Genomic DNA, 14,094 nt, shown 5'->3' on the forward strand with positions numbered 1-14,094 from the left:
ATCACGTCACGCGCGCTGCGCATCTTACGCAAACTCAGGCGGAAAAGTGGTTTTCCAGGAAACCGTGGCGCTTGGTCACGTCGTCCAGTGCCACCAAAGTCTCCAGCAAGGCCTTCATGTGCTTGAGGGGCACGGCGTTGGGGCCGTCGCTCAGGGCGTTGCAGGGATCGGGGTGGGTTTCCATGAACAGGCCCGCCACGCCCACGGCCACGGCCGCGCGCGACAGCACGGGCACCATCTCGCGCATGCCGCCGCTGCTGGTGCCGTTGCCGCCGGGCAACTGCACGCTGTGCGTGGCGTCGAACACCACGGGGGCGCCGGTCTCGCGCATGATGGCCAGCGAGCGCATGTCGCTGACCAGGTTGTTGTAGCCAAAGCTGGCACCGCGTTCGCAGGCGGTGAACATGTCGGGGTCCTGGCCCACTTCGATGGCGGCGGCCCGCGCCTTGTCGATGACATTCTTCATGTCATGCGGTGCCAGGAACTGGCCCTTCTTGATGTTGACCGGCTTGCCGCACTGGGCCACGGCGCGGATGAAGTCCGTCTGGCGGCACAGGAAGGCGGGGGTCTGCAGCATGTCGACCACCGATGCCACGTGGGGGATTTCCTCCACGGTGTGCACGTCGGTCAGCACGGGCACGCCGATCTCCTTGCGCACCTTGGCCAGGATCTCCAGGCCCTTTTCCATGCCGGGGCCACGGAAGCTGGTGCCCGAGGAACGGTTGGCCTTGTCGAAGCTGCTCTTGAACAGGAAGTTGATGCCCAGCGCGGAGGTGATCTCCTTGAGCTGGCCCGCCACGTCCATCTGCAGTTGCTCGGACTCGACCACGCAGGGGCCGGCAATCAGGAAGAAGCGCTGGTCCAGACCAATGTCGAAGCCGCAGAGTTTCATGGGGTGTTCCTTTATGGCATGCGGTGCATGCTTCAAAAATCAAAGCTGCTTGCGCAGGTGATGCAATGACTTCAGCTTTAAATGATGCTGAAGTCATTGCGTTTCAAGCGCTGGCAGCTCCTTTTTTCAGACTTGTTCCGGATGCCGGGATCAGGCCTTCTTCTGGTCCATGGCCGCCTTGATGAAGGCGTTGAACAGCGGGTGGCCGTTCCAGGGCGTGGACTTGAACTCGGGGTGGAATTGCACGCCGATGTACCAGGGGTGGACGTCCTTGGGCAGTTCCACGATCTCGGTCAGTTGCTCGCGCTGCGTCAGCGCGGAGATCACCAGACCGGCTGCGCGCAACTGGTCCAGGTACTGCACGTTGGCTTCGTAGCGGTGGCGGTGGCGCTCGGTCACCACTTCGCCGTAGATGCTGTGGGCCAGGGTGCCGGGCTGCACGTCGGACGACTGGGCGCCCAGGCGCATGGTGCCGCCCAGGTCGGAGTTGGCGTCACGCGTCTTGATGGTGCCGTCCTCGTCCTTCCACTCGGTGATCAGCGCGATCACGGGGTTGGGCGTGTGGGGATCGAACTCGGTGGAGTTGGCGCCTTCCAGGCCGGCCTTGTGGCGGGCGTATTCGATGGTGGCCACCTGCATGCCCAGGCAGATGCCTAGGTAGGGCACCTTGTTTTCACGGGCGAACTTGGCGGTCGAGATCTTGCCTTCCACACCGCGCGAACCAAAGCCGCCGGGCACCAGGATGGCGTCGTACTTGGACAGCTGTTCCTTGGCGTTGGCGTCGGTGATGGTTTCCGAGTCGATGTGGGTGATCTTCACGCGGGTGTGGTTGCGCAGGCCGGCGTGCTTGAGCGCTTCGTTGACCGACTTGTAGGCGTCGGACAGTTCCACGTACTTGCCGACCATGGCCACCTGCACTTCGCCCTGCGGGTGCTCGGTTTCGTAGACCAGATCGTCCCAGCGCTTGAGGTTGGCCGGCGCGGTGTTCAGGCGCAGCTTGTCGCAGATCAGGCCGTCCAGGCCCTGCTCGTGCAGCATGCGGGGCACCTTGTAGATGGTGTCCACGTCCCACATGGAGATCACGCCCCATTCCTGCACGTTGGTGAACAGCGAAATCTTCTCGCGTTCTTCATCGGGCACGGCGTACTGGGCGCGGCACAGCAGCGCATCGGGCTGGATGCCGATTTCGCGCAGCTTCTGCACGGTGTGCTGGGTGGGCTTGGTCTTCAGTTCACCGGCGGCTGCGATGTAGGGCAGGTAGCTCAGGTGCACGAAGGCCGAATTGTTGGGGCCCAGCTTCAGGGACAGCTGGCGCACGGCTTCCAGGAAGGGCAGGGACTCGATGTCACCCACGGTGCCGCCGATTTCGCAGATGGCCACATCCACGGCGTCGTCGGTGCCGATGCCGGCGCCGCGCTTGACGTATTCCTGGATTTCGTTGGTGATGTGGGGGATGACCTGCACGGTCTTGCCCAGGTAGTCACCGCGACGCTCTTTTTCCAGCACGCTCTGGTAGATGCGACCTGTGGTGAAATTGTTGGACTGGCGCATGCGCGTTTCGATGAAACGCTCGTAGTGGCCCAGATCCAGGTCGGTTTCTGCACCATCGTCCGTCACGAACACTTCGCCGTGCTGGAAGGGGGACATCGTGCCGGGGTCCACGTTGATGTACGGGTCCAGCTTGATGAGGGTGACTTTCAGGCCGCGCGACTCGAGCAGCGCAGCAAGGGAGGCTGAGGCGATTCCCTTGCCCAGGGAAGACACCACACCGCCTGTGACGAAGACGAATTTGGTCATGTCTTGTTCGTTTTTATGGTGGTGGTAAAGACGAATTATAGGTGCCGGCCAGAAACTGCCGCTGAAAGCTGGGGCAATCAGCCCCGTGGCCTCTGCTACATTCGCGCCATGCAAGAACTCGCTGGCAAACACATTGTTCTGGGCCTCTCCGGGGGCGTTGCCTGTTACAAAACAGCACATTTATGCCGCCTGCTGACCAAGGCCGGCGCCACCGTGCAGGTGGTGATGACCGAGGCGGCCGAGCAGTTCATCACCCCGGTGACCATGCAGGCCCTGTCGGGCCGCACGGTCTACACCTCGCAGTGGGATGCGCGCGAGGGCAACAACATGCCCCACATCAACCTCAGCCGCGAGGCCGATGCCATCGTTATCGCCCCCTGCAGCGCCGATTTCGTCGCCAAGCTGGCCCAGGGCCGGGCCGACGAGCTGCTCAGCCTGATGTGCCTGGCCCGGCCGACCGAGCGCGTGCCCCTGCTGCTGGCCCCGGCCATGAACCGCGAGATGTGGGCCCACCCTGCCACGCAGCGCAACTTGGCCCAGGCTGCCGCCGATGGCGCGCAGGTGCTGGGGGTGGGCGTGGGTGACCAGGCCTGTGGCGAAACCGGCGATGGCCGCATGCTGGAGCCCGAAGAGCTGCTGGAAGACATCGCCGCTTTCTTTGCCCCCAAGCTGCTGGCCGGGCACCGGCTGTTGATCACGGCCGGCCCCACCTTTGAAGCCATTGACCCGGTGCGCGGCATCACCAACCTGTCCAGCGGCAAGATGGGCTTTGCCATCGCCGCGGCCGCGCAGGCGGCGGGCGCCGCGGTGACCCTGGTGGCCGGCCCCGTGCACCTGCCCACGCCGCGTGGCGTGCAGCGCATCAATGTGCAGTCGGCCCGCCAGATGCTGGCAGCGGTGCAGTCCCAGGCCGACCAGGCCAGCATCTTCATCGCCACGGCCGCCGTGGCCGACTGGCGCCCGGCGAATGCCAGCGACCAGAAGATCAAGAAGGACGGCACGGGCGATGTGCCCGCGCTGGCGTTTGTCGAGAACCCGGACATCCTGGCCAGCGTCGCCCAGTCGCCGCGTGCCCAAAGCGGTGCGCTGTACTGTGTCGGTTTTGCCGCCGAAAGCCACGACCTGCTGCAGCACGCCACGGCCAAGCGGGTGCGCAAGGGCGTGCCCTTGCTGGTTGGCAATATCGGCCCGGCCACCTTCGGCCAGGATGACAATGCCTTGCTGCTGGTCGATGCCCAGGGTCACCGCGAACTGCCGCGGGCCAGCAAGGCTGCGCTGGGCGTGCAACTGGTGCAGGAGCTGGCCCGGCGCCTGCCACCGGCCCCCCGCGCCTGAGGCGCACTCCACCGATACCTGCGAGGCTGAAACCCATGTCGACTTCCAATTACGAAGGCCCCCGCGGCGGCGACTATGCGCGCTACGTCGATGAACTGCTGCGCGCCAGCCCGCTGCACCAGAGCCTGGGGCGGGTGCTGCGGGAGGCCAGCCGCAGCGATTTCTCCGGCGAGGTGCTGTCCCCTGGAGCCCAACCGGGCTCCGTGCTGACGCGGGTGCGCGAGCGGGCCCAGGCCGCCATGGCCCAGGCGCAGCAGCAGGCGCAGACCGCCAGCCGCAGCCCGGCCGGCAAGACGTCGCCCAAGAAGGCCGGCGACCGCCCAGCGCGCGCGGCGCGGCAGGCACCGCCGAAGCCGGCCACGCCTGCCGCGGGCCCGCGCAGCCCCTGGTTCCGGATCACTCCGGGACGTGTGGTGGGCTTGCTGATCCTGGCCGTCCTCAGCGTGGCCCTGCCCGGCTTGGGGGCGCTGGTGCTGCTGTTTGCCATCATCAACGCGGTGCGCCGCGGCATTCGTTCGGCCAGCGAATCGGCCTGACATGCCCGCGCGTGCCGCTGCGGTGGCCCGTCCCCGGCACAATCCGTGCCTTCTTTGTTTTGCCTGGACCGCCACCGTGGCGGCCGGCACCGAATCCCTTTGTTATGAACGTTGACCTGAAGATCCTGGATGCGCGCCTGCGCGAGAACATGCCCGCCTATGCCACCCCTGGCAGCGCTGGCCTGGATTTGCGCGCCTGCATCGACGCGCCGATCACGCTGGAGCCCGGCCAGTGGCAGCTGATTCCCACCGGCATGGCCATCTACCTGAAGGACCCGGGCTACGCCGCCATGATCTTGCCGCGCTCGGGCCTGGGTCACAAGCACGGCATCGTGCTGGGCAATCTGGTCGGCCTGATCGACTCCGACTACCAGGGCCAGCTGATGGTCAGCGCCTGGAACCGTTCGCCCACCGCCTTCACCCTGCAGCCCATGGACCGCCTGGCCCAGCTGGTGGTCGTGCCCGTGGTGCAGCCCACGTTCAACTTGGTGGACGAATTCGAAGCCGTGTCCGAGCGCGGCGAAGGCGGCTACGGCTCGACCGGCAAGCAGTAAGCTCCGGTACGTCGCCCCAGCGGCCTCGGTTCCTGGGCGAAGGGCGGTGGCCCCGGACTGCGCCCCGAATGCCCGGCGGCGCTCCTTCTGCGGGGAAACTGCCGTGGCAGACGGGCCTGAGCACAGCGGCAACGCTCACTCTTTTGTGAGCAAGTGTGAGGGCCGTCGTCCCGGCTGTGGGCGGCTGCGTTGAAACTCCGAACACATGGGGCTCCGGCATGGGCCGAGCCGCCCGCTCTGCGGCCCCGCGTGTCCCGCCCACGTGACCCGGAGTTTTTATGCATCCTCTTTCCCATTGGCCCCGTCTTGCCGCTGCCGCCAGCGTGGCGCTGTTGCTGAGTGCCTGTGCCGGCTATCCCGGCCAGCCCGGCAATGGCTATCCCCGCACGGCCTATCCCACGGCCCCCCAGCCGGTGACCAGCTACCCGGTGCCGGCCTATCCCGCCACCAGCTACCCGGTCCAGCAGGGCGGCGGCATGTACGGCCAGATGGCCTATGGCCAAATCGCCCACATCGAGACCGTGCGCGTGCAGGATTCCAGCGGCATTGGTGCAGGCGGTGCGATTGTCGGTGGTGTGGTCGGCGGGGTGCTGGGGCGCCAGGTCGGCAAAGGCACGGGCCGCGACCTGGCGACGATTGCCGGTGTGGTCGGCGGTGCGCTGGCCGGCAATGCGGTGCAAAACAACATGGGGGGCAGCGTGCGCGACATCTACCGCGTGACCGTGCAGCTGCAGGACGGCAGCCAGCGCAGCTTCGACTATCCCAACCCGCCGCCTTTCCGCATCGGCGACAACGTGCGCGTGGACGGCAACCAGATCTACCGCTGATCCCGGGCCGCTGGCGCGGGCCTGTGGGCCCGCGTCCGCAGCACTGCATTTTCAACATGCAGAGCAGCCAGCGCAGTGGCTGTGCGCGTACTAGGCTGAAAACCTTCGGCCTGCCGGCGGCGGATCTGCCATCCACGTTGGTGTGGACTCTCGAATCCATAGCTGCTAGCGCACAGCCAGCAAGCACTGCAGGCCAAAATCATGCTGCATTTCTGGCTTCAGTGCGATGCAGGCCGTGTGGCCTCCGTGGCCACGGCCGGCAGGCACAGGCGCATGCGCAGTCCGCCCAGGGGTGCGCTGTCGGCCTGCACCGAGCCACCATAGGTCTGGGCCAGCTCCCGCACGATGTCCAGGCCCAGGCCGGCGCCGGGGCACTGCTCATCCAGGCGCTCGCCCCGCTCGAAGATGCGCTGGCGCTCGGCAGGGGGAATGCCGGGGCCGTCGTCGTCCACGGTGAAACACAGCAAGTCGCCGTCGCGCTGCACGCCCAGCTGCACCTGGCTGCGCGCCCATTTGCCGGCGTTGTCCAGCAGATTGCCCAGCATCTCGAACAGGTCCTGGGCCTCGCCGCGGAAGGCCAGTGCCGGTGCGGCCTCGCCCACCTGCACGAACTGCACCGAGCGCGCCGTGTGCAGGCGCTGCATGGTGCGCAGCAGGGCCTGCATCGGCCCCTGCACCGGTGTGCGCAGGCCGGTGGCGCGGATGGCGGCGGCCGCGCGGGCGCGGGCCAGGTGGTGGTCCACCTGGCGCTGCGCCGTGGCCACCTGCTCTTGCACCAGGCGCGCCAGCGGCGTGTCGTCCTGGGCGGCGGCATTGCCGAGGATGCTCAGCGGCGTGTGCACCGCATGCGCCAGGTTGCCGGCCTGGGTGCGGGCGCGTTGCACGATGTCGGCATTCGCCCCCAGCACATGGTTGAACTCATTGATCAGCGGCTGCAGCTCGTCGGGGAACTGGCCGTCCAGCTGGGTGGCCTCGCCGGTGCGCACCGTGGCCAGGCGCTGGCGCAGCAGGTCCAGCGGTTGCAGGGCCAGCTGCAGCTGCACGGCAACGGCCACCGCCAGGCCCAGCGCCAGCGTGCCCAGGGCGGCCAGCAGCATGGTGGTGAAGCGCTGCACCGGCTCGGCCACCAGGGCCTGGTCGGCCGCCACGGTCAGGCGCAGCAGGGGGGCTTCAGCCTCGGGCAGTTGCAGCGGCCGGCTGACGGCCACCAGCTGGTGGTTCTGGCTGTCACGCAGTTGCAGCACGGCGTGGCCGCTGCGCGCCGTGCCGGGAAAGGCCGTGTCCTGCGGCAGGGGCAGCACCTGGTCCCACAGGGAGCGCGAGCGCACCACGCCCAGCTGGGCCGGGCCTTGCTCGGGCAGCAGGTCCACCTGCCAGTACAGGCCGGACAGCGGGGCGTTCAGGCGTACATCCCCGGCCATGGGCAGCACTTCCACCCGCTGCGCGGCATCCAGGTTGACGCTGGCGCTGAGCTGGTCCAGCTGGCGCACCAGCTCTCCTTGCAATTGCTGGTTGACGTGTTCATGGAACAGGCCGCGCAGGCCCCAGCCCGCCACGGCCATCGCCAGTGCCATCCAGGCCAGCGTGCCCAGCAGCAGGCGCTTGCGCAGCGAGCCATGGCGCAGCGACAGGGCGTGTGGCAGCTTCACGCCGCACCTTCCACAGGCAGCAGGCGGTAGCCCAGGCCGCGCACGGTCTCGATGCTGCCGGGCGGCAGCTTCTTGCGCAGGCGGCCCACGAAGACCTCGATGGTGTTGGAGTCGCGTTCGCTGTCCTGCGGGTACAGGTGCTCCGACAGCTCGGTGCGCGACAGCACTTCGCCCACGCGCTGCATCAGCAGCGACAGCAGCTTGAACTCGTGGCTGGTCAGCGCCAGCGGCTGGCCATCGACCGAGACCGTGGCCTGGCGCGTGTCCAGCCGGATGCTGCCGCACTGCCAATCGGCGCTGCTGTGCGGCGACAGGCGGCGCAGCAGGGCGCGCAGCCGGGCCAGCAGCTCTTCCATGTGAAAAGGCTTGGCTAGGTAGTCGTCGGCCCCTGCATCCATGCCGGTGACCTTCTCGTGCCAGGCGCTGCGCGCCGTCAGGATCAGCACGGGCATGCTGCGCCCCAGGGCGCGCCAGTGGCGCAGCACGCTCAGGCCGTCGACCACGGGCAGGCCCAGGTCCAGCACCACGGCGTCAAAATCCTCGACCTCGCCCAGGTAGCGCGCGGTGGCGCCGTCGGCGGCGGTCTCCACCGTGTGGCCGGCGGCCTCGATGGCTTGGGCCAGCTGGGTGCACAGCGTGGGTTCATCTTCCACCACCAGGATGCGCATCAGTCCTGCCCCTTTCTGCGCACGCTGAGCACGCGGCCGTCGACGGCATCCACCTTCAGCTTGCTCAGCTGACCATTCGGGTGCAGCAGCCGCATCTCATAGATGAAGTGGCCATCGTCGTGCTCGAACTCCACCTTCAGCACCTGCCCCTGGTACTGGCGCTCCACCTGGTCGAGCACGGTGCGCAGCGGCAGCACCTTGCCCTGCTGCAGCGCCTGGCGTGCCAGCTCGTGGTCGCTTTCGTCGGAGTGGGCCTGGGGCAGGTCCAGGCCGGCGCCCAGCCACAGCGCGCCACCCAGCGCAAAGGCGCCCAGCAGCGGGGGCCAGCGAAGGCGGGACAGTGAAGAGCGGGTGACCATGGCAATGCTTCCTCGTGCAGGTGAACACCCGCAACTTATACCGACAGGGTGATGAATGGCAGATGAACAGGTGCTTCAGCATGCATTCACCCTGGGTTTTGAAGAATGACTTCAGGCCAGCACGGTGCTGGTCCTGCATCACACCCACAAGGAGTTCTTCACCATGTACACACAGCAGTTTGCCACCGTTCGCCGTCTCGCCGCCGCCACTTTGCTGGCGGGTCTGGCCGTCGGCGCCATCGCCCAGACCACCGCTTCCTCCCCAGCCACTGCACCCACGGCCCCTGCCGCCCAGACCGCGACCACCGTCCCGGGGCCGCAGCTGAACATCCGCCAGGTGTATGACCGCCTGGAGGCCGCCGGCTACCGCGATCTGCGCGAGGTGGAGTGGTCCGATGGCCGCTACGAAGTCAAGGCCCGCAACGCCCAGGGCGAACGCGTGAAGCTGGACGTGGACGGCAACACTGGCGCCGTGCTGCGCAGCCGCGTCAAGCATTGAGAACGGGCAGGGCGGCCTGGGGTTGCCCTGCGTAGCATCGGAACCAGCAAGGAGGATGTATGCGTGTGCGGATCGCTTTCGGAGCGTGGTGGCTGGGGCTGACCCTGGCGTGGATGGCGGTGGCGGCCCCCTGGGTGGGCGGCGCTGGCGTGGCGGAGCCCACGTTCTGGTGGCAGTTGCGCCAGCAGGGGCTGTACCTCAGCGGCGTCTGGAGCATCGGCATGATGTCGCTGGTCATGCTGCTGTCGCTGCGCCAGCGCTGGATGGAATGGCCCCTGGGCGGCATGGACCAGGTCTACCGCCTGCACAAATGGGCCGGCATCGGCGCCGCCGTGGCTGCGGTCATGCACTGGGGGGCCAAGGAATCCAGTGGGCTGATCAAGGACGTCTGGGGGAGCGCAGGGCGCCCGGCACGCGACGCCGTCCTGGCCTGGGCCGTGGATTGGCGCGGCACCGCCAAGGACCTGGGGGAGTGGGCCTTCTACGCCCTGCTGGCCTTGGTGGTCCTGACGCTGTGGCAGCGCCTGCTGCCCTATCGGCCCTGGCGCCGCCTGCACCGCGTGATGCCGGCGCTGTACCTGATGCTGGCCTTCCATACGCTGGCGTTGATGCCGCTGTCGTTCTGGCGCCTGCCCATGGGGGGCTTGATGGCGGTGCTGCTGGGCGTTGGCAGCGCCGCCGCCCTGTGGTCACTGGCAGGGCGCATCGGCCGTGGGCGCAACAGCCATCGGGGGCAGGTGCATGCGGTGCAGCTGCTGGGGCCGGTGGCCGGTCGGGATCCGCTGGAAGTGCTGTGCGCTATGCCGACCACCTGGCAGGGGCACCAGCCCGGGCAATTCGTGTTTGCCAGCTTCGAGGGGCTGGAGGGGCCACACCCTTTCACCATCGCCAGTGCGCCGGGCAGTTGCGGCAGCACCGCCGATGGGCGCCCGCTGCTGCGCCTGGTCATCAAGCCGCTGGGCGACTACACGCGCAGCCTGCATGCGGCCCTGCAGCCGGGGCAGACCGTGCGCATCGAAGGGCCGTACGGGCATTTCGACGGGCAGGGCGCCCAGGCGCGCACCCAGGTCTGGGTGGCGGGGGGCGTGGGGGTGACGCCGTTTCTGGCCTTGCTGGAGGCACGGCAGCCCGGTGCAGCGCAGACCGAGGTGCTGCAGCCGGCGCACCTGCACTACTGCACCCGCAATGCGGCGCAAGATGCCGTGCTACCCCGGGTGCGGCAGCTGTGCCAGCAGGCGCAACCCCCGGTGCACCTGCAGGTGCACGATGCGGCCCAGGGTGACTGCCTGCGCCCAGAACACCTGGTGCCGCATGGCACGGCCCTGGACATCTGGCTGTGCGGGCCCGCCGGGCTGGGGCAGGCGGTGCGCCAAGCGGCCGATCGCCAGCGTGGCTGGCGCCTGCACCAGGAGGCGTTCCAGATGCGCTGACCGTGTCAGTGCAGCAGGTCGCTGCCTGGCGCCTGGGGCTGGATGCGGAAAAAGCCCGTGCCCGCGCTGCCGCGGCCAACTTCTTCTTCCGTGGCTTCGCGTACGGCTTCGACCTTGATCTCGATGCGCAGGGCAATCCCGGCCAGGGGGTGGTTGCCGTCCAGCACCACATGCTCGGGGTAGATCTCGGTGATGGTGTACAGCGCATCCTTGGGGGCCTCGGGGTTGCAGCCTTGCGGCAGGGCGCTGCCTTCAAAGGTCATGCCCTCTTCCAGCTCCTGGGGGAAGAGTTCGCGCTTTTCCAGAAAGATCAGCGTGTCGATGTAGTCGCCAAAGGCGTCCTCGGGTTCTAGGTGCAGCTGCAGCGTGTCGCCCACCGTGTGGCCTTGCAGGGCTTCTTCGATGCGCTTGAGCAGGTCGTCGCCGCCGACGAGGAATTCCACGGGCTCGTCCAGCACGTCCAGTTCATCGCCCAGGGTGTCTTTGAGGGTCCAGGTCAGCGCGACCACGCATTGTTCTGTGATGTCCATGAGTTGCAGCCTTGTGCGGCCAGTGCCGCAGAGGAAAAAAGAAAACGGCCGGCTGCGCAGCACCCCGTGGGGGGCGCGCAGGCGGCGCACTGGGCGGGATTTTCCCATGGCTGTCCAGGTCTGGCTGTGTGCCGGGCATTGCCAGTCCCGGGCCACCCGTCAGAATGGGTAGTGGCGTTCGCGGGTCTGCATGGTGATCCAGCGGGTGTCGGTGAAGGCATCGATGCCGGCCTGGCCGCCAAAGCGGCCATAGCCCGAGGCCTTGACGCCGCCAAACGGCATCTGGGCTTCGTCGTGCACTGTCGGGCCGTTGATGTGACAGATGCCGGTTTCCAGGCGTGCCGCGACCTGCCAGGCGCGGGCCGTGTCGCGCCCGTAGACGGCCGAGGACAGCCCAAACTCGTTGTCATTGGCGACGGCAATCGCCTGCTCGACCCCGCGTACCCGCACGATGGCCTTGACCGGCGCAAAGGTCTCTTCGCGGAAGATGTCCATGTCGGCCGTCACATGGTCCAGCAGCGTGGCGGGCATCAGCGTGCTGCTGGCCTTGCCGCCGCACAGCAACCGGGCACCCTTGGCCAGGGCATCGTCGATCAGCGCATTCGCGCGGTGCACAGTCTGCATGTCCACCACCGACCCCAGCACCACCGGCCCCTGGCGCGGATCACCCAGCGGCAGCGCCTGGGCGCGGGCCGTGAGCCGGGCCACAAAGTCGTCGGCGACCTGCTCGTCCACGATGATGCGTTCGGTCGACATGCAAATCTGCCCCGAATTGGCAAAGGCACCAAAGGTGCAGCCCGCCACGGCCGCCGGGATGTCGGCATCGTCCAGCACGATGAAGGGAGCCTTGCCGCCCAGCTCCAGGATCGCGGGCTTGAGGTGCCGGGCCGCAGTCTGGCCGATGAGGCGGCCCACGCGCGTGGAGCCGGTGAAATTGACGCGGCGCACGGCCGGGTGGGCGATCATGGCCTCGACCACGGCCGCGGCATCCGCAGGGGCGTTGGTCACGAAATTCACCACACCGGCCGGCAGGCCGGCATCCTGAAGGGCTTCAATCACTAGCCCGTGCGTGGCGGGGCACAGCTCCGAACCCTTGAGCACCACGGTGTTGCCGCAGGCCAAGGGGGTGGCAATCGCGCGCACGGCCAGGATGACCGGGGCATTCCATGGCGCAATCCCCAGCACCACGCCCGCGGGCTGGCGCACGGCCATGGCCACGCTGCCCGGAATGTTGGAGGGGATGATCTGCCCGCTGATCTGCGTGGTCAGTGCCGCGGCTTCCAGCAGCATGTCGGCCGCCAGGTGCACGTTGAAGCTGGCCCAGAGGCCAGAAGCCCCGGTTTCCGCCGCCATCGCGGCCGCGATGGCCTCGCCCTTGGCCGCAAGGGCCTGAGAGGCCCGCATCAGCAGGGCACGGCGCTCCCCCGGCCCGATGGCAGCCCAGGCGGGGAAGGCCTGGGCGGCGGCATCGACGGCCGCCCGTGCATCGTCCGGCGTGGCGGCCGGTGCGCGCGTGGCCACCTGACCATCGAGTGGGTTGTGGCGGTCAAAGCTGGCGCCGCCGGTGGCTGTGGCGGCCTGACCGCCCATCAGCAAGCTGGGTTGGAGCATGGGGCAAATCCTTTGCGGGAGAGGCTGTCAAGTATAAGGTCTGCGCTGGCCTACAGCCATGCGCCTGCCCGAAGGTCGGTGCAGGTGGGGCACCGGTGCGCCGGTCCTTATCAGGTGGACCTGCATGGTTGAGCTGTGCTGGGTCAAGCTCCGCGGGGCCGGTCATAAGACAATAGGGGCTGCTTTACAGAATCGTTGCCCGCTCTTTCCTATGGACACCACACTTCCCATCGCGCTGCTTGGCGGTATCTCGCCCGAGAAATTCATGCGCACCTACTGGCACAAGAAACCGTTGCTGATCCGCCAGGCGATCCCCGGTTTCAAGCCCATCCTGAATCGTGCACAGCTGCTGGCGCTGGCGGGCGAAGAGGGCGTGGAGGCGCGCCTGATCGAGCAGTTGGGTGATGGGGCCTGGAAGCTTTCGCACGGTCCGTTTCCGCGCCGCAAGCTGCCGGCGTTGAGCAAGCCCGGCTGGACGGCCTTGGTGCAAGGCGTGGACCTGCACAACGAGCAGGCGCATGCGCTGCTGCAGCAGTTCCGCTTTGTGCCCGATGCGCGCATGGACGACCTGATGATCAGCTTCGCCACTGACCAGGGTGGCGTGGGTCCGCACTTCGACAACTACGATGTGTTCCTGCTGCAGGCTCATGGCAAGCGCCGCTGGCGCATCGGCCGCCAGAAGGACTTCTCGCTGCAGCCCGATGTGCCGTTGAAGATCCTGACCAACTTCGAGCCCGAGGAAGAGTTCGTGCTGGAGCCCGGCGACATGCTGTACCTGCCCCCGAAGTGGGCGCATGACGGCATCGCCGAGGGCGAGTGCATGACCTACTCGATCGGCTTCCGCTCGCCCAAGCAGGACGAGATGGCGCGCGAAATCTTCCTGCGCATGTCGGATGCCCCGGACGAGTGCCCCAAGGACGTGGTCTACAAGGACCCCAAGCAGCCTGCTGTGGCACATCCTGCCGAGATCCCCGCCGACCTGTACGATTTCGCGCGCGAGGCCCTGAAGAAGGCCCTGGCCGAACCCCTGGCGCTGGAGCGCGCGCTGGGCGAGTACATGAGCGATCCCAAGCCGAATGTCTGGTTCGAGCCTGCGGACGATTTCGGCATGCTCGAAGGCGTGCGCCTGAACCGCCGTACCCGCATGCTGTACGACGCCAAGCACATCTTCATCAACGGCGAAAGCTATCTGGCCGGCGGCAAGGACGCCCAGCTGATGCGCAAGCTGGCCGATGAGCGCCAGCTGTCGCGCCGCGAGGTGCAGCAGTTCAGCGACGATGCCCTGGAACTGCTGTCGTCCTGGGTCGATGCCGGCTGGGCCGACAGCGTCGAAGGCTGATTTGGTTCTTGTTACAAATTTAGTGCGCAAAGCTGTAAACCAAGTTTGTAACTGGACCGTTGTGCAGG

General features: G+C 67.4%; 14 protein-coding genes. 7 read left to right on the top strand and 7 right to left on the bottom strand.

The genetic code is table 11. The annotated features are described in order from the left end of the window. Nucleotides 1-34: 34 nt before the first annotated feature. Nucleotides 35-892 (bottom strand): 3-deoxy-8-phosphooctulonate synthase, encoded by an 858-nt coding sequence (kdsA, locus tag CA2_RS08620; protein ID WP_042415380.1) that lies wholly within the window; start codon nt 890-892, stop codon nt 35-37. A gap of 150 nt (nt 893-1,042) precedes the next feature. Next, complete coding sequence (gene pyrG / locus CA2_RS08625; protein ID WP_042415381.1) at nt 1,043-2,689, bottom strand: CTP synthase; 1,647 nt, start codon at nt 2,687-2,689, stop codon at nt 1,043-1,045. Nucleotides 2,690-2,797: 108 nt separating this feature from the next. On the opposite strand from pyrG, the gene coaBC reads away from it, so the two are divergent. The 4 genes from coaBC to CA2_RS08645 all read left to right on the top strand — a co-directional run bounded on the left by coaBC (nt 2,798) and on the right by CA2_RS08645 (nt 5,941). Beyond that, a complete protein-coding gene (gene coaBC / locus CA2_RS08630) occupies nt 2,798-4,024 on the top strand; it encodes a bifunctional phosphopantothenoylcysteine decarboxylase/phosphopantothenate--cysteine ligase CoaBC (RefSeq protein ID WP_042415383.1) in 1,227 nt (408 codons plus the stop codon). A 35-nt stretch (nt 4,025-4,059) separates the two neighbouring features. Continuing rightward, the gene (locus CA2_RS08635) at nt 4,060-4,560 is read left to right on the top strand and encodes a hypothetical protein (protein ID WP_042415385.1); all 501 of its coding nucleotides are present in this window, start codon (nt 4,060-4,062) and stop codon (nt 4,558-4,560) included. 104 nt (nt 4,561-4,664) lie between these two features. After that, nucleotides 4,665-5,114: a dUTP diphosphatase gene (gene dut, locus CA2_RS08640; protein WP_042415387.1), complete on the top strand. Its 450-nt coding sequence runs from the start codon at nt 4,665-4,667 to the stop codon at nt 5,112-5,114. Between the two features lie 278 nt (nt 5,115-5,392). Continuing rightward, the gene (locus CA2_RS08645) at nt 5,393-5,941 is read left to right on the top strand and encodes an outer membrane lipoprotein (protein ID WP_042415391.1); all 549 of its coding nucleotides are present in this window, start codon (nt 5,393-5,395) and stop codon (nt 5,939-5,941) included. A gap of 218 nt (nt 5,942-6,159) precedes the next feature. Here the strand turns inward: CA2_RS08645 and CA2_RS08650 are convergent, their stop codons facing one another. The 3 genes from CA2_RS08650 to CA2_RS08660 all read right to left on the bottom strand — a co-directional run bounded on the left by CA2_RS08650 (nt 6,160) and on the right by CA2_RS08660 (nt 8,617). Then, a complete protein-coding gene (locus CA2_RS08650; RefSeq protein WP_081888928.1) occupies nt 6,160-7,515 on the bottom strand; it encodes a sensor histidine kinase in 1,356 nt (451 codons plus the stop codon). 71 nt (nt 7,516-7,586) lie between these two features. After that, entirely contained in the window at nt 7,587-8,258 is a 672-nt protein-coding gene (locus tag CA2_RS08655) for a response regulator transcription factor (protein WP_042415396.1), read from the bottom strand. Then, on the bottom strand, nt 8,258-8,617 hold the full coding sequence (locus tag CA2_RS08660) for a PepSY domain-containing protein (protein ID WP_156105997.1): 360 nt from the start codon (nt 8,615-8,617) through the stop codon (nt 8,258-8,260). Before CA2_RS08660 ends, CA2_RS08655 begins: the two co-directional genes overlap by 1 nt. A 163-nt stretch (nt 8,618-8,780) precedes the next feature. On the opposite strand from CA2_RS08660, the gene CA2_RS08665 reads away from it, so the two are divergent. Together CA2_RS08665 and CA2_RS08670 are read left to right on the top strand one after the other, a co-directional pair. Further along, nucleotides 8,781-9,116 carry a PepSY domain-containing protein gene (locus CA2_RS08665; RefSeq protein ID WP_042415545.1) on the top strand — a complete coding sequence of 112 codons (336 nt, stop codon included), beginning with the start codon at nt 8,781-8,783 and terminating at the stop codon, nt 9,114-9,116. A gap of 59 nt (nt 9,117-9,175) precedes the next feature. Next, nucleotides 9,176-10,546 carry a ferredoxin reductase family protein gene (locus CA2_RS08670; protein WP_042415399.1) on the top strand — a complete coding sequence of 457 codons (1,371 nt, stop codon included), beginning with the start codon at nt 9,176-9,178 and terminating at the stop codon, nt 10,544-10,546. Nucleotides 10,547-10,551: 5 nt separating this feature from the next. On the opposite strand, the gene CA2_RS08675 is transcribed toward CA2_RS08670, so the two are convergent. Beyond that, entirely contained in the window at nt 10,552-11,076 is a 525-nt protein-coding gene (locus tag CA2_RS08675) for an FKBP-type peptidyl-prolyl cis-trans isomerase (protein ID WP_042415402.1), read from the bottom strand. 159 nt (nt 11,077-11,235) lie between these two features. Next, nucleotides 11,236-12,687 (bottom strand): aldehyde dehydrogenase, encoded by a 1,452-nt coding sequence (locus CA2_RS08680; RefSeq protein WP_042415405.1) that lies wholly within the window; start codon nt 12,685-12,687, stop codon nt 11,236-11,238. 211 nt (nt 12,688-12,898) lie between these two features. Between CA2_RS08680 and CA2_RS08685 the strand changes: the two genes are divergently transcribed. Next, nucleotides 12,899-14,026 carry a cupin domain-containing protein gene (locus CA2_RS08685; protein WP_042415408.1) on the top strand — a complete coding sequence of 376 codons (1,128 nt, stop codon included), beginning with the start codon at nt 12,899-12,901 and terminating at the stop codon, nt 14,024-14,026. Nucleotides 14,027-14,094 lie beyond the last annotated feature (68 nt).

It is taken from the genome of Comamonas aquatica NBRC 14918 (assembly GCF_000739875.1).
Lineage (GTDB): Bacteria > Pseudomonadota > Gammaproteobacteria > Burkholderiales > Burkholderiaceae_C > Comamonas > Comamonas aquatica.

Bases quoted from the DNA above. Each gene is read 5' to 3' on its own strand.
- kdsA (WP_042415380.1), bottom strand. From the start codon at position 892: ATGAAACTCTGCGGCTTCGACATTGGTCTGGACCAGCGCTTCTTCCTG.
- pyrG (WP_042415381.1), bottom strand. From the start codon at position 2,689: ATGACCAAATTCGTCTTCGTCACAGGCGGTGTGGTGTCTTCCCTGGGC.
- coaBC (WP_042415383.1), top strand. From the start codon at position 2,798: ATGCAAGAACTCGCTGGCAAACACATTGTTCTGGGCCTCTCCGGGGGC.
- CA2_RS08635 (WP_042415385.1), top strand. From the start codon at position 4,060: ATGTCGACTTCCAATTACGAAGGCCCCCGCGGCGGCGACTATGCGCGC.
- dut (WP_042415387.1), top strand. From the start codon at position 4,665: ATGAACGTTGACCTGAAGATCCTGGATGCGCGCCTGCGCGAGAACATG.
- CA2_RS08645 (WP_042415391.1), top strand. From the start codon at position 5,393: ATGCATCCTCTTTCCCATTGGCCCCGTCTTGCCGCTGCCGCCAGCGTG.
- CA2_RS08650 (WP_081888928.1), bottom strand. From the start codon at position 7,515: ATGGCACTGGCGATGGCCGTGGCGGGCTGGGGCCTGCGCGGCCTGTTC.
- CA2_RS08655 (WP_042415396.1), bottom strand. From the start codon at position 8,258: ATGCGCATCCTGGTGGTGGAAGATGAACCCACGCTGTGCACCCAGCTG.
- CA2_RS08660 (WP_156105997.1), bottom strand. From the start codon at position 8,617: ATGGTCACCCGCTCTTCACTGTCCCGCCTTCGCTGGCCCCCGCTGCTG.
- CA2_RS08665 (WP_042415545.1), top strand. From the start codon at position 8,781: ATGTACACACAGCAGTTTGCCACCGTTCGCCGTCTCGCCGCCGCCACT.
- CA2_RS08670 (WP_042415399.1), top strand. From the start codon at position 9,176: ATGCGTGTGCGGATCGCTTTCGGAGCGTGGTGGCTGGGGCTGACCCTG.
- CA2_RS08675 (WP_042415402.1), bottom strand. From the start codon at position 11,076: ATGGACATCACAGAACAATGCGTGGTCGCGCTGACCTGGACCCTCAAA.
- CA2_RS08680 (WP_042415405.1), bottom strand. From the start codon at position 12,687: ATGCTCCAACCCAGCTTGCTGATGGGCGGTCAGGCCGCCACAGCCACC.
- CA2_RS08685 (WP_042415408.1), top strand. From the start codon at position 12,899: ATGGACACCACACTTCCCATCGCGCTGCTTGGCGGTATCTCGCCCGAG.